19 protein-coding genes are annotated in these 24,010 nt (G+C 69.5%); 7 read left to right on the top strand and 12 right to left on the bottom strand.

Annotated features, from left to right (window positions below):
• Positions 1-2,709: a pyruvate dehydrogenase (acetyl-transferring), homodimeric type gene (gene aceE, locus BN940_RS09460; RefSeq protein WP_043682466.1), complete on the bottom strand. Its 2,709-nt coding sequence runs from the start codon at positions 2,707-2,709 to the stop codon at positions 1-3.
• 276 nt (positions 2,710-2,985) lie between these two features.
• Between aceE and BN940_RS09455 the strand changes: the two genes are divergently transcribed.
• The 5 genes from BN940_RS09455 to BN940_RS09435 all read left to right on the top strand — a co-directional run bounded on the left by BN940_RS09455 (position 2,986) and on the right by BN940_RS09435 (position 9,121).
• Positions 2,986-4,737 carry a PAS domain-containing sensor histidine kinase gene (locus BN940_RS09455; RefSeq protein WP_043682464.1) on the top strand — a complete coding sequence of 584 codons (1,752 nt, stop codon included), beginning with the start codon at positions 2,986-2,988 and terminating at the stop codon, positions 4,735-4,737.
• Positions 4,734-5,357: a response regulator transcription factor gene (locus BN940_RS09450; RefSeq protein WP_043682461.1), complete on the top strand. Its 624-nt coding sequence runs from the start codon at positions 4,734-4,736 to the stop codon at positions 5,355-5,357. Before BN940_RS09455 ends, BN940_RS09450 begins: the two co-directional genes overlap by 4 nt.
• A gap of 1 nt (position 5,358) precedes the next feature.
• Positions 5,359-6,213 (top strand): bifunctional methylenetetrahydrofolate dehydrogenase/methenyltetrahydrofolate cyclohydrolase FolD, encoded by an 855-nt coding sequence (folD, locus tag BN940_RS09445; protein WP_043682459.1) that lies wholly within the window; start codon positions 5,359-5,361, stop codon positions 6,211-6,213.
• A 138-nt stretch (positions 6,214-6,351) separates the two neighbouring features.
• Positions 6,352-8,433 (top strand): M3 family metallopeptidase, encoded by a 2,082-nt coding sequence (locus tag BN940_RS09440; RefSeq protein WP_043682457.1) that lies wholly within the window; start codon positions 6,352-6,354, stop codon positions 8,431-8,433.
• Between the two features lie 115 nt (positions 8,434-8,548).
• The gene (locus tag BN940_RS09435; RefSeq protein WP_043682455.1) at positions 8,549-9,121 is read left to right on the top strand and encodes an SCO family protein; all 573 of its coding nucleotides are present in this window, start codon (positions 8,549-8,551) and stop codon (positions 9,119-9,121) included.
• 111 nt (positions 9,122-9,232) lie between these two features.
• On the opposite strand, the gene BN940_RS09430 is transcribed toward BN940_RS09435, so the two are convergent.
• From BN940_RS09430 to BN940_RS09420, 3 genes are read right to left on the bottom strand one after another with little or no spacing between them, the layout of a single operon-like run.
• Positions 9,233-10,621, bottom strand: coding sequence for a dihydrolipoyl dehydrogenase (locus BN940_RS09430; RefSeq protein WP_043682452.1), 1,389 nt, complete (start codon positions 10,619-10,621; stop codon positions 9,233-9,235).
• A gap of 14 nt (positions 10,622-10,635) precedes the next feature.
• Complete coding sequence (locus tag BN940_RS09425) at positions 10,636-10,836, bottom strand: heavy-metal-associated domain-containing protein (protein ID WP_043682449.1); 201 nt, start codon at positions 10,834-10,836, stop codon at positions 10,636-10,638.
• A gap of 57 nt (positions 10,837-10,893) precedes the next feature.
• A complete protein-coding gene (locus tag BN940_RS09420; RefSeq protein ID WP_043682447.1) occupies positions 10,894-11,286 on the bottom strand; it encodes a VOC family protein in 393 nt (130 codons plus the stop codon).
• A 108-nt stretch (positions 11,287-11,394) separates the two neighbouring features.
• On the opposite strand from BN940_RS09420, the gene BN940_RS09415 reads away from it, so the two are divergent.
• Together BN940_RS09415 and cueR are read left to right on the top strand one after the other, a co-directional pair.
• Positions 11,395-13,671, top strand: a complete 2,277-nt coding sequence (locus tag BN940_RS09415) for a heavy metal translocating P-type ATPase (protein ID WP_043682445.1) — start codon at positions 11,395-11,397, stop codon at positions 13,669-13,671.
• Positions 13,664-14,164, top strand: a complete 501-nt coding sequence (gene cueR, locus BN940_RS09410; RefSeq protein ID WP_084330613.1) for a Cu(I)-responsive transcriptional regulator — start codon at positions 13,664-13,666, stop codon at positions 14,162-14,164. Before BN940_RS09415 ends, cueR begins: the two co-directional genes overlap by 8 nt.
• On the opposite strand, the gene BN940_RS09405 is transcribed toward cueR, so the two are convergent.
• The 8 genes from BN940_RS09405 to BN940_RS09370 form a co-directional block, all read right to left on the bottom strand.
• Positions 14,128-14,706 (bottom strand): nitroreductase family protein, encoded by a 579-nt coding sequence (locus BN940_RS09405; protein ID WP_043682443.1) that lies wholly within the window; start codon positions 14,704-14,706, stop codon positions 14,128-14,130. The genes cueR and BN940_RS09405 overlap by 37 nt on opposite strands.
• 11 nt (positions 14,707-14,717) lie before the next feature.
• A complete protein-coding gene (gene pdxJ / locus BN940_RS09400; protein WP_043682442.1) occupies positions 14,718-15,446 on the bottom strand; it encodes a pyridoxine 5'-phosphate synthase in 729 nt (242 codons plus the stop codon).
• Positions 15,443-16,909 carry an efflux transporter outer membrane subunit gene (locus tag BN940_RS09395; protein ID WP_084330612.1) on the bottom strand — a complete coding sequence of 489 codons (1,467 nt, stop codon included), beginning with the start codon at positions 16,907-16,909 and terminating at the stop codon, positions 15,443-15,445. The genes pdxJ and BN940_RS09395 overlap by 4 nt, the downstream gene beginning before the upstream one ends.
• Positions 16,906-20,073: an efflux RND transporter permease subunit gene (locus BN940_RS09390; protein ID WP_052355756.1), complete on the bottom strand. Its 3,168-nt coding sequence runs from the start codon at positions 20,071-20,073 to the stop codon at positions 16,906-16,908. Before BN940_RS09390 ends, BN940_RS09395 begins: the two co-directional genes overlap by 4 nt.
• Before the next feature lie 50 nt (positions 20,074-20,123).
• Positions 20,124-21,440 carry an efflux RND transporter periplasmic adaptor subunit gene (locus tag BN940_RS09385; protein WP_043682439.1) on the bottom strand — a complete coding sequence of 439 codons (1,317 nt, stop codon included), beginning with the start codon at positions 21,438-21,440 and terminating at the stop codon, positions 20,124-20,126.
• Positions 21,441-21,616: 176 nt separating this feature from the next.
• Positions 21,617-22,165, bottom strand: coding sequence for a TetR/AcrR family transcriptional regulator (locus BN940_RS20095; protein WP_043682437.1), 549 nt, complete (start codon positions 22,163-22,165; stop codon positions 21,617-21,619).
• Between the two features lie 123 nt (positions 22,166-22,288).
• A complete protein-coding gene (locus BN940_RS09375; protein ID WP_043682435.1) occupies positions 22,289-23,083 on the bottom strand; it encodes an ABC transporter ATP-binding protein in 795 nt (264 codons plus the stop codon).
• Positions 23,084-23,110: 27 nt separating this feature from the next.
• Positions 23,111-23,998 (bottom strand): ABC transporter permease, encoded by an 888-nt coding sequence (locus BN940_RS09370; RefSeq protein WP_043682432.1) that lies wholly within the window; start codon positions 23,996-23,998, stop codon positions 23,111-23,113.
• Positions 23,999-24,010: the final 12 nt, after the last annotated feature.

The following is a 24,010-nucleotide window of genomic DNA, read 5'->3' as shown; positions in this document are numbered from 1 at the left end:
TCAGGCGTGGTGCGGATTGGCCTTCGCGGGATCGATGCCGTACTTGGCGATCGCCTCAGCGCATTTCTTGATGTCGATGGCGCCTTCGTCGGCCAGGCTGCGCAGGGCGGCCAGGACCACGAAATGGCGGTCGATCTCGAAGTGCTTGCGCAGTTCGGAGCGGAAGTCCGAGCGGCCGAAGCCGTCGGTCCCCAGCACCTTGAGGGGGCGCCCGTGCGGCACGAACGGGCGGATCATGTCGCCGTAGGCCTTGATGTAGTCGGTGGAGACGATGATCGGACCCTGCGTGCCCTTGAGCTGGCGGGTGACGTAGGCCTCCTGGGCCGGCTCGGTGGGGTGCAGCAGGTTGTGGCGCTCGACGTCCAGGCCGTCGCGGCGCAGTTCCGTGAAGCTGGTCACGCTCCAGACGTCCGAGGTCACGCCCCAGTCCTTTTCCAGCAGTTCCTGGGCCGCCAGGACTTCGCGCAGGATGGTGCCCGAGCCCATCAGCTGGACGTGATGCTTGGCGGGCTTGGCGCTGGGCTGGAGCTTGTACATGCCCTTGAGGATGCCTTCCTCGTCGCCGGCCTTCAGGCCCGGCTGGGCGTAGTTCTCGTTCATGACCGTGATGTAGAAGAACACGTCCTCCTGGTCATGCATCATGCGCTGCAGGCCGCTGCGGATGATGACGGCGACTTCGTGCGCGAAGGCCGGATCGTAGGCCACGCAGTTGGGGATCAGGGAGGCCTGGATGTGGCTGTGGCCGTCCTCGTGCTGCAGGCCCTCGCCGTTCAGCGTGGTGCGCCCGGCCGTGCCGCCCAGCACGAAGCCGCGCGCCAGCATGTCGCCCGCCGCCCAGGCGTGGTCGCCGAAGCGCTGGAAGCCGAACATCGAGTAATAGATGAAGAACGGGATCATGATGCAGTTGCTCACGGAATACGACGTCGCCGCCGCGATCCACGAGCTGAAGCCGCCGGCCTCGTTGATGCCTTCCTGCAGCAGCTGGCCGTTTTCCGCTTCGCGGTAGTACATCACCTGGCCCTTGTCCACCGGCACGTACTTCTGCCCTTCCGGGGCGTAGATGCCGATCTGGCGGAACAGGCCTTCCATGCCGAAGGTGCGCGACTCGTCCACCAGGATGGGCACCACGCGCGGGGCGAGGTCCTTGTCGCGCAGGATCTGGTTGAGCACCCGCACGAAGGCCTGGGTGGTGGAGATCTCGCGGCCCTCGGCGGTGGGCTCCAGCACGGCCTTGAAGGCGTCCAGGGGCGGCACCGGCAGGGACTGGTCGGCCTTGCGGCGGCGGTGCGGCAGGTAGCCGCCCAGCGCCTTGCGGTGCTCGTGCAGGTATTTCATTTCCGGCGAGTCCGCCGCCGGCTTGAAGAAGGGGATTTCCTCGAGCTTGTCGTCGGGGATGGGGATGTTGAAGCGGTCGCGGAATTCGCGCACCGAATCGATGTCCAGCTTCTTCTGCTGGTGGGTGGGGTTCTTGGCCTGGCCGATGTGGCCCATACCGTAGCCCTTGATGGTCTTGGCCAGGATGACCGAAGGCTGGCCCTTGTGGCCGGCGGCGGCGGCGAAGGCCGCGTAGACCTTGTGCGGGTCGTGGCCGCCGCGGTTCAGGCGCCAGACGTCCTCGTCACTCATGCGGCTGACCATCTCCAGCAGCTTGGGATGCTTGCCGAAGAATTTTTCGCGCACGAACTTGCCGTCGTTGGCCTTGTAGGCCTGGTATTCGCCGTCCACGGTCTCTTCCATGATGCGGCGCAGGATGCCTTCCTTGTCGCGGGCGAACAGCGGATCCCAGTAGCCGCCCCAGATCAGCTTGAGCACGTTCCAGCCGTTGCCGCGGAAGGCGCCTTCGAGTTCCTGGATGATCTTGCCGTTGCCGCGCACCGGCCCGTCCAGGCGCTGCAGGTTGCAGTTGACGACGAAGATCAGGTTGTCGAGCTTTTCACGCGCGGCCAGGCCGATGGCGGCCAGGGTTTCGGGCTCGTCGACCTCGCCGTCGCCCACGAAGACCCAGACCTTGCGCTCGGCCGTGTTGGCCAGGCCGCGGGCGTGCAGGTATTTCAGGAAGCGGGCCTGGTAGATGGCCATCATCGGCCCCAGGCCCATGGACACCGTCGAGAACTGCCAGAAATCGGGCATGAGCTTGGGGTGCGGGTAGGACGACAGCCCCTTGCCCTTGCCGCCGACTTCCTGACGGAAGTAGTTCATGTTTTCCTCGGTCAGGCGGCCTTCGAGGTAGGCGCGCGCGTACATGCCCGGGGACGAGTGGCCCTGGAAGTAGATCAGGTCGCCGCCGTGATCGGGCGACTCGGCGTGCCAGAAGTGGTTCTGGCCGCATTCGATCATGGTCGCCAGCGAGGCGAAGGAGGCGATGTGGCCGCCCAGGCTGCCGCCGTCGGGCGGCTCGACCTTGTTGGCCTTGACCACCATGGCCATGGCGTTCCAGCGGATGTAGGAACGGATGCGTTCCTCGAGCACCATGTTGCCCGGATGCGGCGGCTCCAGCCCCGGGGGGATGGTGTTCACGTAGGCCGTGTTCAGCGAATAGGGAATGTGCGCGCCGCTGCGGCGGGCCAGATCGATGAGCCGCTCGATCAGGTAGTGGGCGCGTTCCGCGCCCTCACGATCGAGCACCGCTTCCAGCGCATCGATCCATTCCTGGGTTTCCTGCTGATCGACATCCGCCGCTGCCGCGTGGACTTGGTCAAGAGAGGACATGGTGTGTGTCTCCTGTGGTGTGGTTCGATGACGCGACCACACATCGCGCCAGCCTGACTAAATTGATCGAGAGAGAGTGAGGAGGTGTGCCAGCGGCCCTGCAACGGATGTCCCGGACGCGGACGCGCCCCGGGAGCCGGCACTTGCAGCCATTCTAGGAAAGACCCCGCGCCAGCACAAGCAAAATTTCATTAGATGATATGTATTTTTATTATGTGAAAAGTTGAATGGAGGTTTTCACGTCTAAAATGACGCAACCGCGATACCCTCACGTCCATGGCTTCCTCGAATCGCAAGTCCCTGATTCCGACGACGTTCTACGAGCATGCTCGCCACAGTCGCCGCCTGTACTGGCTGACGCCGGCGATCGTGCTCGTGCTCTATTTGTGCGTCATGGGCGCCTTCATCTGGCTGCAGCGCCTGCAGAGCGACAGCGTGATGTTCGTCACCATCGACCAGGAAACCCGCCAGCAGCGCCTGATGATGGTGGTGTTCGCCCTGTCGCTGGTGATCGTCTTCAGCCTGCTGGCGCTGTGGCGCTACACACGCTTCCGCACCCAGGCCGAGGCCGCCCTGATCGCCGAGACCGGCTTTCGCCGCGCCATGGAAAACTCCATGTCCACGGGCATGCGCGTGTTCGACATGCAGGGCCGCATCGCCTACGTGAACCCGGCCTTCTGCCGCATGATCGGCTGGAACGAAGCCGACCTGATCGGCCGCACCGCGCCCTTCCCCTACTGGCTGCCGGGGCGCCACGACCATCACCGCGAAACCCTGGCCCAGCTGCTGTCGGGACGCACCCCCAGCAGCGGCCTGGAGATCGAGGCGCAGCGGCGCGACGGCTCGCGCTTCACCGCGCGCATGTACGTCTCGCCCCTGCGCGACCCCAAGGGCGAGCAGATCGGCTGGATGACCTCCATGACCGACATCACCGAGCCCAAGCGCATCCGCGAGGCCCTGACCGCCGCGCACGAGCGCTTCATGACCGTGCTCGAAGGGCTGGACGACGCGATCTCGGTGGTGGCCGACACGCCCGAGGGCCTGGAGCTGCTGTTCGCCAACCGCACCTACCGGCGCCTGTTCGGCGCCCAGACCGGCGGCCACGCGGAACTGCTGGGCGGGCGCCTGGGCCGCTTCACCGACGAGACCATGGAGCTGTTCTCGCCCACGGCCCAGCGCTGGTTCGAGGTCCACCACCGGATGCTGGCCTGGACCGACTCCCGCCGCGTGCGCCTGCAGGTGGCGCGCGACATCACCGAACGCCGCAAGCACGAGGAGGAATCCCGCGTGCAGCAGGAAAAGGCCCAGCTCACCAGCCGCCTGACCACGATGGGAGAAATGGCCTCGTCCCTGGCGCACGAGCTCAACCAGCCGCTGACGGCCATCAGCAACTACAATATGGCGGCCGTGGCGATGATCAAGTCGGGCAAGGCCTCGACCGAATCCCTGCTGCAGGCGCTCGAAAAGGCCTCCCAGCAGGCCGAGCGCGCCGGCAAGATCATCAGCCGCATCCGCGAATTCGTGAAACGCAGCGAACCGCGCCGCCAAGCCGTGGGCCTCGCGCGGATCGTGGAAAACGCCGTCGGCTTCGCCGACATCGACGCCCGCAAGCGCCGCATCGAGATCGTCCAGAACCTGCCCGAGCCCATGCCGGAAGTGATGGCCGATCCCATCCTCATCGAGCAGGTGCTGCTGAACCTGCTCAAGAACGGCGTCGAGGCCATGGAACACAGCGAGTGCCGCAGCCTGCACGTGCGGATCACCGACCAGCATCCCCAGATCGAGATCGCCGTGATCGACCGCGGCCACGGCCTGCGCAATCCCGACCGGCTGTTCGAGCCCTTCTACAGCACCAAGTCCGAAGGCCTGGGCATGGGCCTGAACATCTGCCGCACCATCATCGAGTCGCACCACGGGCGCCTGTGGGCGAGCCCCAATCCGGAGGGCGGGACGATCTTCCGCTTCACCCTGCCCAAGGCCCCGCCGCGCTCCCAGTCCACGGAAATCACGGAGGAACAGCACGCATGAGCGATACCCAAATCCCCAGCACCATCTACATCGTCGACGACGACGAGGCGGTCCGCGATTCCCTGCGCTGGCTGCTCGAGGCCAACGGCTACGCCGTGCGCAGCTTCGCCGGCGCCGAGGAATTCCTCGCCGCCTACGATCCCGAGCAGGTCGGCGTCCTGATCGCCGACATCCGCATGCCCGGCATGAGCGGCCTCGAACTGCAGGAAACCCTCATCGCCCGCAAGGCGCCGCTGCCCATCGTCTTCATCACCGGCCACGGCGACGTGCCGATGGCGGTCTCCACGATGAAGAAGGGCGCCGTCGATTTCCTGGAAAAGCCCTTCAACGAGGCCGACCTGCGCGCCCTGGTGGCGGGCATGCTGGAGCAGGCCCGCGAGCGCGTGCGCGAGGCCCACGCCCAGCGCGACCAGCAGGCCGTGCTCAGCCGGCTGACGGCGCGCGAGCAGCAGGTGCTGGAGCGCATCGTGGCCGGGCGGCTGAACAAGCAGATCGCCGGCGACCTGAACATCAGCATCAAGACCGTCGAAGCCCACCGCGCCAACATCATGGAAAAGCTCGAGGTCACCACCGTGGCCGACCTGATGAAGATCGCCCTGGCCCGCGCCGAGGAGACCTGACATGAGCGCCCGACTGATCGACGGCAAGGCCCTGTCCGCCCGGGTGCGCGGCGAGGTGGCCGAACGCGTGCGCGCGCTCAAGGCCCAGGGCGTCACGCCCGGCCTGGCGGTGGTGCTGGTCGGCGAGGACCCGGCCTCCCAGGTCTACGTGCGCAACAAGGCCGCCGCCTGCACCGCGGCCGGCATGCATTCGCGCGTCATCCCGCTGGGCGCCGACACGCCCGAGGGCGAGCTGCTGGACGTGATCGAGACGCTCAACGCCGATCCGGCCATCCACGGCATCCTGGTGCAGCTGCCCCTGCCCGGCCACATCGACACCGGGCTGGTGATCGAGACCATCAGCGCGGCCAAGGACGTGGACGGCTTCCACGTCAGCAACGCCGGCCTGCTGATGACCGGCCGGCCGCTGTTCCGCCCCTGCACGCCCTACGGCGTGATGAAGATGCTGGAATCCGAGAACGTCCCGCTGCGCGGCGCCGAGGCCGTGATCGTGGGCGCCAGCAACATCGTCGGCAAGCCCATGGCCATGCTGCTGCTGGCGGCCGGCGCCACCGTGACGCTGTGCAATTCCAAGACCCGCGACCTGGGCGCCCAGACGCGCCGGGCCGACGTGCTGGTGGTGGCCACGGGCCGGCCGGGCATCGTCACCGGCGACATGGTCAAGCCCGGCGCGGTCGTGATCGACGTGGGCATCAACCGGCTGGAGTCCGGCCGGCTGGTGGGCGACGTGGACTTCGACTCGGCCGCCGCGGTCGCCTCCGCGATCACGCCGGTGCCCGGCGGCGTGGGCCCCATGACCATCGCCATGCTGCTGGTCAACACCGTCGAGGCGGCCGAGCGCACGCTGCAGACCTGAGGCCGCGGGCATGGCGCCGCGGAGATGAGGCCGCGGAGATCAGGCCGTGGACGTGAAACCGCGGACATGCCGCGGCAGACTCGAAAGCGTGACGCGGCAGACTTGAAAAACGGGGGCGCCGCCCCCACCTGGGCTCGCATGAACAGTACCCGCACCGCCGGCAATCCCCTCCTCGTTCCGGCCGAGGCATTCGTGGACTACGGCGCCGTCCGGCCCGAACACATCGAGCCCGCCGTGCGCGAGCTGATCGAGGCCTCGCGCGCCGCGATCGAGGCCGCCGCCGCGCGCACCGACCCGCCCGACTGGGACAATCTGGTCGAGGCCATCGAGGACCCGTCCGAACGCCTGCACCGCGCCTGGTCCATCGCCGGGCACCTGAACGGCGTGGTCAACACGCCGGAACTGCGCGCCGCCTACAACGCCTGCCTGCCGCTGATGAGCGAATTCTCCACCTGGGTGGGACTGCATCGCGGCCTGTACGAACGCTACCGCGCGCTCGCGGCGAGCCCGGCCTTCGCCGGACTGTCGCCGACCCGCCGCCGCATCGTCGAGCTGGCGTTGCGCGACTTCCGCCTGAGCGGGGTCGAACTGGAAGGCGCCGCGCGCGAGACCTACGCCCGCAACGCCGAACTGCAGGCCCAGGTCGCGCAGAAATTCTCCGAGAACGTGCTCGACGCGACCGACGGCTGGTCCCTGCTGATCACCGACGAGGCCCGCCTGGAGGGCCTGCCCGCGGACGTGGTCGCCGCGGCCGCCCAGACCGCCCGGTCGGCGGGCGAGCAGGGCTGGAAACTGACGCTGCACATGCCCTGCTACCTGCCGGTCATGCTGCACGCCCGGGACCGTGCCCTGCGCCAGACCCTGTACCGGGCGCACGCCACGCGGGCCTCGGACCAGGGCGATCCGGCCTTCGACAATTCCGAATCCATCGAGACGCTGCTGGCCCTGCGGGCCGAGGAAGCCGCCCTGCTGGGCCACCCCGACTTCGCCAGCCTGCGCCTGGAAACCCGCATGGCCGACAGCGCCGGCCAGGTGCTGGACTTCCTGCGCGAGCTGGCCGCCCGCGCCCGCCCCAGCGCCCAGCGCGACCTGGACGAACTGCGCGCCTTCGCCGCGCGCGAGCTCGGGCTCGATCCCCTGGAACCCTGGGACATCGCCTACGCGTCCGAACGCCTGCGCGAAAGCCGCTACGCCTATTCCGACGAGGAACTGCGCCCCTACTTCACCGAGTTCCGCGTGCTGGACGGCCTGTTCCAGGTGATCCGCACCCTGTTCGGCGTGCGCCTGGAAGTCACCGACGCGCCCGCCTGGCACGCCGATGCGCGCATCTACCGGGTGCTGGACGCCGAGGGCCGGGAACTCGGCCGCCTGGGCATGGACCTGTACGCCCGCCCCGGCAAGCAGGGCGGCGCCTGGGTGGACAGCGAGCGCAGCCGCCGCGTGCATGCCGGGCGCCTGCACACGCCGCTCGCCTGGCTGACCTGCAATTTCCCCTCGCCGCAGGACGGCCGCGAGGCCCTGCTGTCCCATGACGACGTGATCACCCTGTTCCACGAAAGCGGCCACGCCATGCACACGCTGCTCTCGCGCGTGGACGATCCCGGCGCCGCCGCCTTCGCCGCCGTGGAATGGGACGCCATCGAGCTGCCCTCGCAGTTCATGGAGAACTTCTGCTGGGAATGGGACGTGCTGCAGTCCCTGACGCGCCACGTGGACACCGGCGAGCCCCTGCCCCGCGCCCTGTACGACCGCATGATCGCCGCGCGCAACTTCCAGAGCGGCCTGCAGACCCTGCGCCAGGTCGAATTCGCCCTGTTCGACATGCTGATCCACACCCGCTCCAGCGGCCTGTCGATCAGCGAAGTCCTGGACACGCTGGACCAGGTGCGCCAGGAAGTCGCGCTGCTGATCCCGCCCGCCTGGCACCGCTTCCCGCACGCCTTCTCGCACCTGTTCGCGGGCGGCTACGGCGCCGGCTACTACAGCTACAAATGGGCCGAGGTCCTGTCGGCCGACGCCTACGCCGCCTTCGAGGAAGCCGCCCGGCCCGGTCCGGACGGCACGCGCGACGTGTTCGACCCGGACACCAGCCGCCGCTACCTGGACGAGATCATCGCCGTCGGCGGCTCGCGCCCGGCCGCGGAATCCTTCCGCGCCTTCCGCGGCCGCGATCCCAGCATCGAGGCCCTGCTGCGGCATAGCGGGTTGCTGGAAGCGTGAGATGAAGCTCCCGTCCACCTCGCGGCTTGCAGGCCGCTCGGATTCGTCAGGCGTGGGTCAGTCCGCAGGGACTGACCCATGTCCTGGCTCATCCAGCGGCAAAAAGGGCGCTTTCGTGCAACACCTATTGTCAGGACTCATATTGTGGCTGGCCGGCACGAGCCTGGCGCTGGCGGCGGTCCATCCGGTGCGCGGCTTCCTGCCGGACCTGAAGTTCTCGCTGCAGGGCGCGGGCGGCGCGACCGTCACCCAGCAGGCCTTCGCCGGCAAGGTGGTGCTGATGTTCTTCGGCTACGCCAGCTGCCCGGACATCTGCCCGACGACCATGGCGCAACTGGCCCAGGTGACCGAATCCCTGGGCCCCAAGGCCGACCAGGTGCGCATCCTGTTCGTCAGCGTCGATCCGCACCGCGACACGCCCGACATCCTGCAGGCCTACGTGGACCAGTTCGATCCCCACGCCATCGGCCTGACGGGCGATGAAAAAGCCATCGCCGCGCTCGCCCGGCGCTACCGGGTCGCCTACCAGATCGAGCGCCCCGATCCGCAGCACCCGGATGCCCCCTACGAGGTCGCCCACAGCCGCGGCATCTACGCCTTCGACACGCAGGGCAAGGCCGCCTGGCTGGCTTCGGACGGCGAATCCCAGGAAGAATTGCTGGCTGCGCTGAAGCCGATGCTGCGCTGAAACCGGGCGGCGAACATGCCGCCCTGCGGTGCGCGCCCCGCGCACGGCCCGCATGCCGCCCGGATCCGCCCGGCGCGAAACGGTCCGCGGGAACCTCCGTCCGGGCCCGCTCTACCGCGCGGCGTCGCGCAGCGCCGTGCGGATGCCTTCCTCGATCGTTGGATGGTAGAACGGCAGCTTGAGCATGTCCGGCACGGTCAATTCCATCTGCAAAGCCCAGGCCAGCAGGTGGGCGACGTGCTCCGCGTCCGGCCCGATCATTTCCGCGCCCAGGAAGCGCCGGTCGGATTTGCGCATGTAGACGCGCAGCAGGCCGCGGTTGCGCAGCATGACCCGCGAGCGGCCCTGGCGCGTCCAATCGACCTCGCCGATGGCGACCGCCTCCGGATCGCCCAGCGCCGCGTAGCCGCCGCCCACCTGCATGATCTGCGGATCGCTGAACACCACCGCCATGGCCGCACGGCGCGGCAGCGCCCGCACGTCGGGCCAGGCGGCCGCGTTGCGCCCGGCCAGCCGGCCGTCGTCGGAGGCCTCGTGCTGGATGGCGTGGTGGCCGGTCACGTCGCCCGCCAGGAACACCGGCTGGCCGTGGACCTGCAGCGTGGCCGGATCGAAGCGCGGCCGGCCGCGCTCGTCCAGCGGCATCGTGGTGCGCTCCAGGTGCAGCGCGTCCAGGGCCGGGCTGCGGCCCGCCGTCAGCAGCACGCGATCGAAGCGTTCCTCGGTTTCGGGGCCGCCGTCCACCGACCAGCCCACCACGGCCTGATCGCCCTCGCGGCGCACCGTGGCGACCCGGGCGCATTGCACCAGGGCCAGCTCGGGTCCCAGCAGCTCCAGCGCGGCGGCCCGCACCCGGGGATCCGCCAGATGGACGAAGCTGTCGGAGCGGTTCAGCACCCGCACCCGCACGCCCAGGCGCGCCAGCGCCAGGCCCAGCTCGACGCCGATCACGCCCGAGCCGATCACCAGCACGCTGCGCGGCAGGTCGCGCCAGTCGAACACGTCGTCGTTGACGATCGCCAGCTCGCCCAGCGGCCGGTATTGCTCGGGCACGTTCGGCCGCGTGCCGGTGGCGAGAATGATGCGTTCCGCATGCACCTCGCGGCCGTCGGCGGCCCGCAGCACGCCGTCGCGCAGGAATTCCACGGGGACGTCCAGCCGGTGTTCCGGCGGCATGGCTTCCACGTCGTCCACCACGAAGCTCACGAAGCGGTCGCGCTCGCGCCGCACCCGCTCCATCACGGCCGGGCCGTCCACCCGGGGCGGACCGCCCAGGCGGATGCCGAAGCCGTCGGCGTGGCGCGCATCGGCCGCCGCCTGGGCCGCCGCGATCAGCAGCTTGGACGGCATGCAGCCCACCCGGGCGCACATGGTGCCGTGCGGCCCGCCTTCGATCAGCAGGGGTTTCAGGCCCGCCTTGAGGACCTCGCGGTAGGCCGGCAGGCCGGCCGAACCGGCGCCGACGATGGCGACGTCGCAGTCGATGATCCGATCGCTCATTGTCGCGCCCCGTTTCAAGCGGGTTGGGCGTCGTAGCCTTCCTCGGCGATGGCGGCCTGGAGCGTCGCCGCGTCCGCCGACGACTCGATCGTGACGCGGTGCGCGCCCAGGTCCGTCTGGACGGCGGCGTCGGGCGCCACGTCCTGCACGGCCCGGGTGATGGTCTGCACGCAGTGGTTGCAGGTCATGTCGGAAACGATGAATTCGGTCTTCATGGGGAAGGCTCCTGGAAAGGGTCAGCCGGCATCTTAAACCTTGACACGGCGGGAAGCTCAAGCCTCGTCGTAGCTCGCCACCTCGATCAGGTTTCCGTCCGGATCCCTGAAATACACCGAGGTGATCTTCCCCGTCGCGCCCGTGCGCGGCACCGGGCCGTCGAGCACCGGCACGCCGCAGGCGCGCAGGTGGGCCAGCACCGCCTGCGGCGCCTCGAAGGCGATGAGGCACAGGTCGGCGGTGCCGGGCAGCGCCACGGCCGCCTTGGGCTCGATTTCCCGGCCCCGCTGGTGCAGATTGATCTTCTGGCGGCCGAAGGCCAGGGCCTTGCGGCCCTCGCCGAAGGTCACGACCTCCATGCCGAGCACGCGCGAGTAGAAGTCGCAGGTGGCGGCGACGTCCCCGACCGTGAGGACGAGGTGGTCGAGTCTGTCGATGCGTATCGTCATGGCATTCCCATGGTTGTTGTGCGTGACCGGCGGCCCAGCGGCGCCCCTTGACCTTACCACATGGTCAAGCCTCATCCTACAATCATCGTGATGAACCGGAGCCCGTCCATGTCCACCCCGCCCGCCCCTTCCGCGCTCGACCTCGAAGTCGAGGGCATGACCTGCGCCTCCTGCGTGCGCCGGGTCGAAACAGCCCTGACGAAAGTCCCCGGCGTGGCCCAGGCGAGCGTCAACCTCGCCACGCGCCGCGCCCACGTCACCCTCGCGGCCGAGGGCGCCGATCCAGGAGCGCTGGTCGCCGCCGTCGAAAAACGCGGCTACCAGGCGCGGCTGCTCCGCCGCGAGGATCCCGCGCAGGCGGCCGGCGACGCGGACGCGAACGAAGACGCGGCCGCCGGGCGGCGCTTCTTCCTGGCCCTGGTCCTGACGCTGCCGGTGTTCCTGGTCGAGATGGGCGGGCACCTGGTCCCCGCCCTGCACCATGCGATCCAGTCCCTGGTCGATCCGCAAGCACTGGCCTGGGCCGAATTCGCGCTCGCCACCGCCGTGCTGGCCGGGCCGGGCCGGGCCTTCTTCACCCGCGGCTTCAAGGCGCTGCGGCACCTGGGGCCGGACATGAACACGCTGGTCGCCCTGGGCGCGGGCAGCGCCTGGCTGTATTCCGCGCTGGTCACGGTGGCGCCCGCCCTCTTCCCGGACGAGGTCCGCCACCTGTATTTCGAGGCCGCCGCGGTCGTCGCCACCCTGATCCTGCTGGGCCGCTGGCTGGAAGCCCGCGCCCGGGGCCGGGCCGGCTCCGCCATCCGCCACCTGATCGGCCTGCGGCCGCGCACCGCCTGGGCGCGGCGCGGCGGCGACTGGGCCGAGCTGCCCATCGACGCGCTCGCGGCCGGCGACGAGGTGCGGGTGCGGCCCGGCGAGAAGATTCCGGTCGACGGCATAGTCGTCGAGGGCGAGTCCTGGGTGGATGAATCCATGATCACGGGCGAACCCATCCCGGCCACGCGCCGCCCGGGCGACCGCCTCATCGGCGGCACGCTGAACACGCGCGGCGGCCTGGTGATGCGCGCCACGCAGGTCGGCGCCGACACGGTGCTGGCCCACATCATCCGCCTGGTCGAACAGGCGCAGGGGGCCAAGCTGCCGATCCAGCGCCTGGTGGACCGGGTCACCGGCTGGTTCGTGCCGGCCGTCATGGGCCTGGCCGTGCTGGCCTTCCTGGGCTGGCTGTTCTGGGGCCCCGAGCCGCGGCTGACGCACGCGCTGATCGCCGGCGTGGCGGTGCTGATCATCGCCTGCCCCTGCGCCATGGGGCTGGCCACGCCGATCTCGATCATGGTGGCCACGGGCCGCGCGGCGGGCCTGGGCATCGTGTTCCGCCAGGGCGACGCCCTGCAGCGCCTGCGCAGCGTCCGCGTGGCGGCCTTCGACAAGACCGGCACGCTGACCCTGGGCCGGCCGGCGCTCAGCGACGCCCTGCCCCTGGACGGCCTGGACCGCCCCGCCCTGCTGGCGGCGGTGGCCGCGGTGCAGAGCGCCTCGGAACACCCCATCGCGCATGCCCTGCTGGAGGCCGCCCGGGCCGAGCGGCTGCCCCTGGCGCCGGTGGAGGGCTTCGCGGCGCTCACCGGCGCGGGCGTGCAGGGGCGGGTCGGGGGGCACGGCTGGCTGCTGGGCAGCGAGGCCCTGATGCGCGACCACGGCGTACCGGTCGAGGCCGAGGTCGAGGCACAGGTCCGGGCCCTGGCCGGCCAGGGGAAGACCGTCTTCCTGGCGGCGCGCGACGGCCGGCTGGCGGGGGTGCTCGCCGTGGCCGACCCGCTGCGGCCCGGCGCGCGCGAGGCCATCGCCCGCCTGCACGCCCTGGGGCTGAAGACCGCGCTCATCACCGGCGACCACGAGGCCGCCGCCCGCGCCGTGGCCGGCGAACTGGGCATCGACATCGTCCACGCCCGGACCCTGCCCGCGCACAAGGCGGAACTGCTGCGGGCCCTGCGGCGCGAGGCCGGCTCCCTGGCCTTCGTCGGCGACGGCATCAACGACGCGCCCGCCCTGGCGACGGCCGACGTGGGCATCGCCATCGGCCAGGGCACCGACGTGGCCATCGAATCGGCCGACGTGGTGCTGATGAACGAGGACCTGAACTCGGTGGCGCGCGCCATCGCGCTGTCGCGGCTGACGCTGCGCAACATCGCCCAGAACCTGTTCTGGGCCTTCGCCTACAACGCCGCCCTGATCCCAGTGGCGGCCGGCGCCCTGTATCCCTACACCGGGCTGCAGCTCTCACCCATGCTGGGGGCCGGCGCCATGGCGCTGTCCAGCGTCTTCGTCGTGGTCAACGCCCTGCGCCTGAAATGGCTGCCCCTGGAGGTCCGTCATGGCTGAATCCCGCACCCGGCGCGATGCCGGTTCCAGGCCGCGCGCCGCCGCCCCCGTCCGCGCGCCGTTCACGATCGGCGAGGCGGCCGCCCGTACCGGCCTGAGCCCCAAGATGATCCGCTACTACGAGCAGGAAGGCCTGTTCGTCCCGCAGGCGCGCAGCGCCGCCGGCTACCGCCAGTACGGCGAGGCCGACCTGCACGCGCTGCGCTTCATCCGCAGCGCGCGCGACCTGGGGTTTTCATTGAAGCAGATCGCGGAGCTGACCGGCCTGTGGCGCGACCGCGGCCGCGCCAGCGCGGAGGTCAAACGCCTGGCCCTGGCGCACATCGAGGCGCTGGAGGCCAAGGCCGCCCTGCTGCGCGGCATGGCGGCGACGCTGCGCGAGCTGGCGCAGCGCTGCCATGGCGACGACCGGCCGGAATGCCCGATCCTCGAAGGCATCGAGGACGGCGCGCGGGCTCAGGCCGGCGCCGGCGCGTGCCACTCCGACACGTGATCCCGCCAGTCGGGCCGCCGGACCGGCGCCGGCGGTTCGATGGGCGTGCCGATGGCCAGGTAGCCCATGAAGCGCTCGTCCAGGGGATCGAAGCCCAGGGCCTCGCCCACGCCGTCCAGGTAGGTGCCGATGCCGGTGCTCCAGAAGGCGCCGAAACCCAGGGCGTGCGCGGCATTGAGCATGTTCATGGCCGCCGCGCCCACGGCCAGCAGGCTCTCGTGTTCGGGGATGCGGCCGGAAGGATCGGGGCGGCAGCCCAGGGCGATCACCAGCGGCACCCTGGAGAGCCACTTGCGCGCATTGTCCACCTTGGGCTGCGGCAGGGGCGTGCCCGCGGCGATGCCGGCCCGCACGCCCACATCCACCAGGGCGGGCACGTCGGCGCCGCGCACCAGGACGAAGCGCCAGGGCTTCACGCCGCCGTGGTCGGGCGCGCGCAGGGCGGCCTGCAGGATCAGGTCCAGCTGCGCGTCGGTCGGACCGGGCGCCTGGACGAACTTGACCGACTGGCGGCCGAGCAGGACATCGAGGGGCGTGGACATGGAAGGGGCTCCTAGGAATGGGACGCCCTGACCATCAGGGCTTTCATGCGCCGGATCGAGGGCTCCCAGCCGTCGAACACGGCCTGGGCGACGATCGCGTGGCCGATGTTCAGTTCGGCGATCCCCGGCAGGGCGGCGACGGGCTCGACGTTGTCGTAATGCAGGCCGTGGCCGGCGTTGACCCGCAGGCCCTCGCCCACCCCCACGGCGACGGCGGCGCGCACGCGTTCGAGCTGGGCGGCGCGCGCGCCCGCGTCGGGCGCATCGGCGTAGGCGCCGGTGTGCAGCTCGATCACGCGGGCGCCGGTGCGCGCGGCGGCGGCGATCTGCCCGGCCTCGGGATCGATGAACAGGGACACGCGGATGCCGGCGTCGTGCAGCCGCGCCACGGCGGAGGCGACCTCGTCGTAGCGGCCGAGCACGTCCAGCCCGCCTTCGGTGGTCAGCTCGCGCCGGTTTTCCGGCACCAGGCAGACGTCCTGCGGACCGATGTCGCAGGCGATCGCCAGCATTTCCGGCGTGATGGCGCATTCCAGGTTCATGCGCGTGCGCAGGGCGGGACGGATGGCGCGCACGTCGGCGTCCTGGATGTGGCGCCGGTCCTCGCGCAGATGCAGGGTGATCAGGTCGGCGCCGGCATCCTCGGCGCGCAGCGCCGCCTGCAGGGGATCGGGATAGGCCGTCAGGCGCACCTGGCGCAGGGTGGCGACGTGATCGATGTTGACGCCCAGTTCCATCAGGAGGCCTCCGGCAGGTCGTCGGCGGACCAGCCCCCGCCCAGCGCCTTGTACAGCTCGACGCGGTTGAACAGCGCGTCGGTGCCCAGCTGGATGAACTGCTGCTGCACGCCGTACAGGGCGACCTGCGCGGACTGCACCTGCAGGAAGCTGTCCACGCCGGTCTCGTAGCGGATCTGGGCCAGCTTGAGGGCCTTGAGCGCGGATTCCTCGGTGGCGCGCAGGGCGTCGAGCTGGCTGCTGTAGGTGGCTTCGCCCGCCAGGCCGTCGGCGACTTCGCGGAACGCGGTCTGGATGGCCTTTTCGTAGGACGACACGGCGATGTTGCTGCGCGCCTTGGCCAGGTCCAGGTTGCCCTTGATCCCGCCCGAGAACAGCGGCATCTGGATCTGCGGCGAATACTGCCAGTAGCGCTGGCTGCCGCCGAACAGGCCGTCCAGTTCGGGGCTGGCGAAGCCCAGCAGCCCGGTCAGGGAGATGCGCGGGAAGAAGGCGGCGCGCGCGGCGCCGATCTGGGCGTTGGCCGCCATCAGGTCGTGCTCGGCGCCGATGATGTCGGGCCGGCGTTCCAGCAGCTGCGACGGCAGGCCCGCGGGCAGCGAGGACAGCAGTTGCGCGCGGCCGAACGGCTGCGGCGCGGGCAGGTCCTGGGGCACCGGCGTGCCCAGGATCAGCTGCAGGGCGTTGACCGCCTGCGCCATGGCGCGCTCGGTCGCGATGCGGTCGGCGCGCACCGTGTCGTACTGCGACTGTGCCTGCGCCAGGTCCAGGTCGGAGGCGACCCCGACGTCGAAGCGGGACTGGACCAGGTCCAGCGTGCCCTTGCGGGCCTCCAGGGTCTTGTCCATCAGTTCGTGCAGGGCCTGGGCCGAACGCAGGCGGAAGTAGGCCTCGGCCGTCTGGGCGATCAGCCCCAGCTGGACGGTGCGGCGCGCCTGGTCGGTGGACAGGTAGGACTGGTAGGCGGCTTCGCTGAGGTTGCGCACGCGGCCGAAGAAGTCCAGCTCGAAGGCCGTCATGCCCACGCCCGCGACGTAGCTGCGGTTGACGGATTTGGCGTCGGCGCCGCCGTTGCGCATGTCGGCCGGCGAGCGGGTGACCTGCCCCGTGCCCTGCACGCCGATAGTCGGCAGGCGGTCGCTCTGGGCGATGCCGAACTGGGCGCGGGCCTCTTCAACCCGGTCCACGGCGATACGCAGGTCGCGGTTGTTCTTCAGCGCGAGCTCGATCAGGGCCTGCAGGCGGGGATCCTGGAAGAAGTCCCGCCAGGCCGGCAGGGCGGCCTGGGTGTCCTGGACGGCTTGAGCGGCCTGGTCCGCCTGGCCGTTGCCGGCGGCCGTGAGCGGAAAGCGGTCGGGCACCGGCGCGGCCGGCCGGTGGTAGGTGGGCGCCAGGGAGCAGGCGCCCAGCGCCAGCGCCAGCGCGGAGACGGCCAGGACGCGCGCGGGGAGTCGTCGGTTCATCATGTCCGTTCTCCCGCACCGGACTCGCCGGCGGATGGGATGTGCGGCGCCTGGTGGCCCAGCAGTTTCGGTTTGGTCTTGAACAATTTCAGAATCACCACGAAGAAAGTCGGCACGAAGATCACGGCCAGCGGCGTGGCCGCCAGCATGCCGCCCAGCACGCCCAGGCCCACGGCGTTCTGGCTGGCGGCGCCCGCGCCGCTGGCCGTCACCAGGGGCACCACCCCCAGGATGAAGGCGAAGGAGGTCATCAGGATGGGGCGGAAGCGCAGCCGCGCGGCCTCGATGGCCGATTCGGCCAGGCCCGCGCCGCTGGCGTACAGGTCCTTGGCGAACTCGACGATCAGGATGGCGTTTTTCGCCGCCAGGCCGATCACGGTCACCATCCCGACCATGAAGTACACGTCGTTGTCCTTGCCCATCAGGCTGCTGAGCAGCACGGCGCCCAGCATGCCCAGCGGCACGGCCAGCATCACCGACAGCGGGATGGCCCAGCTTTCGTACAGGGCGGCCAGCACCATGAAGACCACCAGGATCGACAGCCCCATCAGGATCGCGGACTGGCTGCCCGCCTGGATTTCCTGGTAGGACAGGCCGGTCCATTCGTAGCTCAGGCCGGGCGGCAGCTGGGTGATCAGGCGTTCCATCTCGGCCATGGCCTGGCCGGTGGAATAGCCCGGCGCCGCCGAGCCGCCGATGCGGATGGATTCGTAGCCGTTGTAGCGCACGATCTGGACCGGGCCGCGGGTCCATTCCAGGGACACGAAGGAGGACAACGGCACCATGTCGCCGTCGGCGTTGCGGGCGTTGAGCCGCAGGATGTCGTCCGGATCCATGCGGGCGTCCTGCTCGGCCTGGACCCAGATGTTCTGCACCCAGCCCTGGTTGGTGAACTTGCCGACGTAGGACGAGCCGATGGCCGTGGAGATCAGGTTGGCGGCTTCGGAGAAGTCCACCCCCAGGGCGGCGGCCTTGGCGCGGTCGATCTGCACCTTGAGCTGCGGCCCGGCGCCCAGGCCGGTGACGCGCGTGCCGGTGAGGATGGCGCTTTGCGAAGCGAGCTGCAGCAGCTGCTGGGTGGCGGCCTGCAGGGCCTCGCTGCCCACGCCGCTGCGGTCCTCCAGGCGCAGGTCGAAGCCCGAGGCGTTGCCCAGCGAGGAGATCGCCGGCGGGGTGATGGAAATCACCATGGAGTCCGGCAGGCCGAACAGCAGCTTGCCCATCGCGGTGCCGGAAATCGCCTGCGCCGAGTCGGCCGGACCCTTGCGTTCGGAGAAGTCCTTCAGGGGCACGAAGGCGATGGCGGCGTTCAGGCCGTTGCCGTTGAAGCTGAAGCCCTGGACCGCGATGATGTTGGCGACCTGCGGCAGCGCCATGAAGTATTTTTCGACCTGCTCGATGATCTCCACCGTGCGGCTGGACGAGGCGCCCGAAGGCAGCTCGATGTTGGCGATCACGTAGCCCTGGTCTTCCTCGGGCAGGAAGGAGGTGGGCAGGCGCAGGTACATCCAGCCCATCACGCCCACCAGCACGGCGAAGACGATCATCATGCGCAGCGTGCGCTTCAGGCTGCGCGAGACCCAGCGGGTATAGCCCCGCGTGGTGCGATCGAAGCCGCGGTTGAACCAGCCGAAGAAGCCGCCCTTGGACTCATGGTGGCCCTTGGGGATGGGCTTGAGCAGGGTGGCGCACAGCGCCGGGGTGAAGCTGAGCGCCAGCAGCGCCGAGAACAGGATGGACACCGCCATGGCCACGGAGAACTGGCGGTAGATCACGCCCACGGAGCCGGACATGAAGGCCAGCGGCAGGAACACCGTGGTCAGCACCAGGGTGATCCCGACGATGGCGCCGCTGATCTGCGGCATGGCCTTCTTCGTGGCTTCCTTGGGCGAGAGGCCTTCCTCGGCCATGATGCGCTCGACGTTCTCCACCACCACGATGGCGTCGTCCACCAGGATCCCGATGGCCAGCACCATGGCGAACATGGTCAGCACGTTGATCGAGAATCCCAGCGCCAGCATCACCGCGAAGGCCCCCATCATCGCCACCGGCACCACCAGCGCCGGAATCAGCGTGTAGCGCACGTTCTGCAGGAACACGAACATCACCACGAACACCAGCACCATGGCCTCGAACAGGGTGTGGACCACCTGCTCGATCGACAGGTCGATGTAGGGCGAGGTGTCGTAGGGGATCGCGTAGGTGATGTTGTCGGGGAAGAACCTGGCCAGCTCGGCCATCTTGGCCTTGGCCAGCTTGGCCGTTTCCAGGGCGTTGGCCGACGGCGTCAGCGACAGGGCGAAGGCGGCCGTGGGCTTGCCGTTCAGGCGGGCGCCGAACTGGTAGTTGTCCGAGCCGAGCTCGACGCGGGCGACGTCGCGGATGCGCACCGAGGAGCCGTCCGGATTGGCCCGCAGCACGATGTCGCCGAATTCCTCCGGCGTGGCGAGCTGGCCGTTGACGGTCAGCGGCACCACCGTGCGCTGCGTGTCGGGGTTCGGCGGCGAGCCCAGCAGGCCGCCGGAAATCACCAGGTTCTGCGCCGCCAGGGCGCTGTTGACCTGGGACATGCTCAGGCCGTAGCCGACCAGCTTCTGCGGATCGACCCAGACGCGCATGGCGCGGCTCGCGGCGAAGAGCTGGAACTTGCCCACGCCCTTGATCCGCGACATCGGGTTCTGGATGTTGCGCGTGATGTAGTCGGCCAGGGCGTACTGGTCGATGGAGCCGTCCTTGGACGAGAGCGTGACCACCATCAGGAAGCCGGAATTCGTCTGGCTGACCTTCAGGCCCTGCTGCACGACGGCGGCGGGCAGCTTGGCCGTCACGTTGGACAGGCGGTTCTGCACGTCCACCTGGGCCAGGTCGGGGTCCGTGCCCGGCGCGAAGGTGACGGTGATCTCGGCCTGCCCGTTGGAATCGCTGACCGATTCGTAGTACAGCAGGCCCTTGGCCCCGTTCAGCTCGTTCTCGATGACGCTCGCCACGCTGGTGGAGACCTCGGAGGCCGAGGCGCCCGGATAGGTGGCGTTGATGTTCACCGTGGGCGGAGCGACGTCGGGATACTGCGATACGGCCATGTTGGGGATGGCCAGGATGCCGGCCAGGGCGATGGCCAGCGCCACCACCCAGGCGAAGATCGGTCGTTCGATGAAAAACTGTGGCATGAGAGCTCGCGTGGAATCCGGAGGAGGGGTGTCGGGCGGCCGGGGCCGGATCAGTGAGCCTGGCCCTGTGCGGCCTGGCCTTCGGCGGGCTTGGCGCCCGCGGGCTGCCCGCCGGCGGCCTTGTCGCCCGCGGCCTGGCCGCCGGCCTGTTCAGCGCCGCCCTGGCCGCCCGCGGCGGGCGGCTGGGCCGCGCCGCCCTGCCCCGCCTGGCCGCCCGGCGCCTGGCCCTTCCAGGGGATGGGCTGGACCGGAGCGCCCGGACGGACCTTCTGGAAGCCCTCGACCATCAGCTGGTCGCCCGCCTGGATGCCCTGATAGACGATGTAGCCCTTGTCGGTGTGCGGCCCCACCTGGATCGGCGTGAAGGTCGCCTTGCCGTCCTTGATCAGGACGACCGTGCTGTTGCCGTCGGAAGCACGCTGGATGGCCTGCTCGGGCACCACCAGGGCCTGCTGGTCCACGCCCTGCACCAGGCGCACGCGCACGTACAGGCCGGGCAGCAGGATCTGTTCCGGATTGGGGAACAGCGCGCGCAGGTTCACCTGGCCCGTGCCGGGATCGACGGCCACGCCCGAGAACAGCAGCTTGCCGGGATGGCGGTAGGTGCCGCCGCCGTCCAGCAGGACTTCGGCCTGGGCGTCGCCGTTGGCGTCGGGCTTGACGATGCCGTCGGCGATCTGGCGGCGCAGGGCGGCGATCTGCGCCACCGGCTGGGTGATGTCCACATAGACCTGGTCCAGGCGGTGCACGGTGGCCAGCGAGGTGGCGGAGGTGGCGCTCACCAGCGCCCCCACGGTGACCTGGGCCTTGCCGATGGTGCCGTCGATGGGCGAGGTGACCCGGGTGTAGTCCAGGTTGATCTGCGCCGCGTCCAGCGCGGCCTGCGCCGCGGCGATGGCCGCCTCGGCCTGGCGCGCCTGGGCGACGGCGTTGTCGTATTCCTGCTGGCTGACCGCGTGCTGCTTGATGAGGGTGGCGTAGCGCTGCGCCAGCAGGCGTGCCGTCTGCGCCGACGCCTGGGCGTTTTTCAGCTGCGCGGCGGCTTGGTCGCGGGCCGCGCGGTACGGCGCCGGGTCGATGGTGAAGAGCAGCTGGCCGGCCTTGACCTGGCTGCCCTGCTCGAAGTCGATGGATTGAACGATGCCGTTGACCCGGGCGCGGATTTCCGCGTCCTCGATCGCCTGCACGCGGCCGGGCAGTTCGGTGCGGATGACTGCGGCCTGGGGCTGGACCTGCACCACGCTGACCGGGACCTTCATGTCCTGCATCCCCTGCTGCGGCTCGCCCGAGCAGGCGGCCAGGGCCAGCAGCGACACCAGCGCGAGAGGCCGCAGGGTCCGGACGGCGGTCAGTCGATCAAAGACCATAGGAAAAGCTCCAGAAATGTTGATTTTTCGATTTCTTTCGGTTGATGAAGCGAAAAAATGGCCACCCGGTCATGCGAAGGCCAGGATCGCCGGCCCTGCAGGCAAGCCAAAAGTATAAGGGGAAAACCCTGAAAACCGATGCGGCGGCCTGGACTCGTGCCCCATGAATCCATGCATCATGCCCCGTCCGCCGCGAAGTGATCCACGAGGATGCGGATCCGGCGCTCCAGGACTTCCAGGCGGGGCCTGTCCTCGATCTGGCCTTCCATGGCCAGCAGGAACACCAGGGCGACCGCGGGATCGTCGAACACGCGGTCCAGGCATTCCAGCAGGGACGCGCGGTGCCGCCCGGCGACTTCGGGACTCAGGCCCTGGCAGACTTCCAGGAATTCGCTGGACATGGGCGCGGCTTCCATTTCGGACCAGGGCTCCAGCAGCACGCGCCGGCAGACGGCGAACAGGCGTTCACGCGGCGAGCCGGGCGCCTGCACCACTTCCATGGCGAGCGGCAGGCGCGACAGCATCCAGTCGTCGAAGACCTGCATGAAGAGGTCTTCCTTGTCCTTGAAGCTGCGGTAGAGCAAGGTGCGGGAGATCCCCGCGCGCTGGGCGATGTCGCCCAGGGACGTGCGGGCGAAGCCGAAATTGAGGAAGCACCAGCGCGCCGCGTCCAGTATCCTGGCGCGCCGCGCGATCATGGCTTCCGAACTGAGCTTGGGTGACATCGGCGCATTCTGACAACAAATGCGTTTTTTGTCAAAAAGAATTTTGCGCCCACCTCGCGGCTTGCAAGCCGCTCGGATTCGGCAGGCACGAAAGAGTCCGCAGGGACTCTTTCGTGTCCAGCCTCATCCCAATAGCAACGCGTCGTCGGCGAGTTCCTCGCCGCGTACTTTCTCGAACATGGCGAGCAGGTCGGGGACTTCCAGGCCGCGGCGGGTGTCGCCCGCGACGTCGAGCACCACCCGGCCCTGGTGCAGCATGACGGTGCGGTCGCCCACGTCCAGGGCCTGGCGCATGCTGTGGGTGACCATCATCGTGGTCAGGCCATGTTCGGCCACGATGCGGACGGTCAGCTCCAGCACGAACTGGGCGGTGCGCGGATCCAGCGCCGCCGTGTGCTCGTCCAGCAGCAGGATGCGCGAGGGGCGCAGGGCCGCCATCAGCAGGCTCACGGCCTGGCGCTGGCCGCCCGAGAGCAGGCCGATCCGGTCGGTCAGGCGGTTTTCCAGCCCCAGCCCCAGCATGGCCAGGCGCTCGCGGAACAGCACGCGCATTTCCTCGCGCACCGCCTGGCGCAGGCTGCGGAACTGGCCCCGGCCCAGGGCCAGGGACATGTTTTCCTCGATGGTGAGGTTTTCACAGGTGCCGGCCATGGGGTCCTGGAAGACGCGCGCGACCTTGCGCGCGCGGTCCCAGACCGGCTGGCGCGTGACGTCCTCGCCATCGATCAGGATGGCGCCGCTGTCCACGCCCTGCTCGCCGGAGATGGCGTTCAGGAAGGTGGACTTGCCCGCGCCGTTGGAGCCGATCACGGTGACGAACTGGCCCGCCGGGATGTCCAGCGACATGCCGCGCAGGGCCTGTGTTTCGATGGGCGTGCCAGGGTTGAAGGTGAGATGCAGGTTCTGGGCGCTCAGCATGGCGGGGCCTCTTTGTGTGGACAGGCCCTAGGCCTTCTTTTTGCGGAAACGCTGCTTGGCGAGCGGGATCACCAGCGCGATCGTGACCAGCACGGCCGTGACCAGGTTCAGGTCCTGGGCCTTCAGGCCCACGAAATCCGCGTTCAGCGCCAGCGCGATGAAGAAGCGATAGAGCACGGCGCCGACCACCACCGCCAGCGTCGCCACCATCAGGCGGCGGCTGGGCAGGATGGATTCGCCGATGATGACGGCGGCCAGGCCGATGACGATGGTGCCGATGCCCATGGAGATGTCCGCCCCGCCCTGCGACTGGGCGAACAGCGCGCCGCCCAGGCCGCACAGGGCGTTGGAGATCGCCATGCCCAGCAGGACCATGTTGCCGGTGCGGATGCCCTGGGCCCGCGCCATGCGCGGGTTCGAGCCGGTCGAGCGCATCGCCAGGCCCACCTGGGTGGCGAAGAACCAGTCCAGCAGCAGCTTGACGATCACCACCAGCGCCAGCAGGATGAGCGGGCGCGCGACGTAGTCCTCGATGCCCTCCGGCTGCAGCACGGTGAACACGGTGGGGTCGGTGATCAGCGGCACGTTGGGCGCGTCCATGACGCGCAGGTTGATCGAATACAAGGCGATCATCATCAGGATGCTGGCGAGCAGGTCCATGATCTTCAGCCGGACGTTGAGCCAGCCCGTCACCATGCCGGCGAAGCCGGCGGCCAGGGTGGCGGCGCCGGTCGCCAGGAAGGGATCCGTGCCGTGATGGATCAGGATGGCGGCCGTCGCGCCGCCCAGCGGAAAGCTGCCGTCCACCGTCAGGTCGGGGAAGTTCAGCACGCGGAAGGAAATGAGGACGCCCAACGCGACCAGGCCGAATATCAGCCCGATCTCGAAGGCACCCCACATGGAATAGATGGACATGGAATGAAAATC

This window comes from Castellaniella defragrans 65Phen (assembly GCF_000612685.1).
GTDB lineage: Bacteria > Pseudomonadota > Gammaproteobacteria > Burkholderiales > Burkholderiaceae_B > Castellaniella > Castellaniella defragrans.
The sequence above is the reverse complement of the archived record's forward strand: the minus strand, read 5'-3'. Positions and strand labels throughout refer to the sequence as shown.

Coding starts and splice junctions, on each gene's coding strand:
- aceE (WP_043682466.1), bottom strand. CDS start 2,709: ATGTCCTCTCTTGACCAAGTCCACGCGGCAGCGGCGGATGTCGATCAG.
- BN940_RS09455 (WP_043682464.1), top strand. CDS start 2,986: ATGGCTTCCTCGAATCGCAAGTCCCTGATTCCGACGACGTTCTACGAG.
- BN940_RS09450 (WP_043682461.1), top strand. CDS start 4,734: ATGAGCGATACCCAAATCCCCAGCACCATCTACATCGTCGACGACGAC.
- folD (WP_043682459.1), top strand. CDS start 5,359: ATGAGCGCCCGACTGATCGACGGCAAGGCCCTGTCCGCCCGGGTGCGC.
- BN940_RS09440 (WP_043682457.1), top strand. CDS start 6,352: ATGAACAGTACCCGCACCGCCGGCAATCCCCTCCTCGTTCCGGCCGAG.
- BN940_RS09430 (WP_043682452.1), bottom strand. CDS start 10,621: ATGAGCGATCGGATCATCGACTGCGACGTCGCCATCGTCGGCGCCGGT.
- BN940_RS09425 (WP_043682449.1), bottom strand. CDS start 10,836: ATGAAGACCGAATTCATCGTTTCCGACATGACCTGCAACCACTGCGTG.
- BN940_RS09420 (WP_043682447.1), bottom strand. CDS start 11,286: ATGACGATACGCATCGACAGACTCGACCACCTCGTCCTCACGGTCGGG.
- BN940_RS09415 (WP_043682445.1), top strand. CDS start 11,395: ATGTCCACCCCGCCCGCCCCTTCCGCGCTCGACCTCGAAGTCGAGGGC.
- cueR (WP_084330613.1), top strand. CDS start 13,664: ATGGCTGAATCCCGCACCCGGCGCGATGCCGGTTCCAGGCCGCGCGCC.
- BN940_RS09405 (WP_043682443.1), bottom strand. CDS start 14,706: ATGTCCACGCCCCTCGATGTCCTGCTCGGCCGCCAGTCGGTCAAGTTC.
- BN940_RS09395 (WP_084330612.1), bottom strand. CDS start 16,909: ATGATGAACCGACGACTCCCCGCGCGCGTCCTGGCCGTCTCCGCGCTG.
- BN940_RS09390 (WP_052355756.1), bottom strand. CDS start 20,073: ATGCCACAGTTTTTCATCGAACGACCGATCTTCGCCTGGGTGGTGGCG.
- BN940_RS09385 (WP_043682439.1), bottom strand. CDS start 21,440: ATGGTCTTTGATCGACTGACCGCCGTCCGGACCCTGCGGCCTCTCGCG.
- BN940_RS20095 (WP_043682437.1), bottom strand. CDS start 22,165: ATGTCACCCAAGCTCAGTTCGGAAGCCATGATCGCGCGGCGCGCCAGG.
- BN940_RS09375 (WP_043682435.1), bottom strand. CDS start 23,083: ATGCTGAGCGCCCAGAACCTGCATCTCACCTTCAACCCTGGCACGCCC.
- BN940_RS09370 (WP_043682432.1), bottom strand. CDS start 23,998: ATGTCCATCTATTCCATGTGGGGTGCCTTCGAGATCGGGCTGATATTC.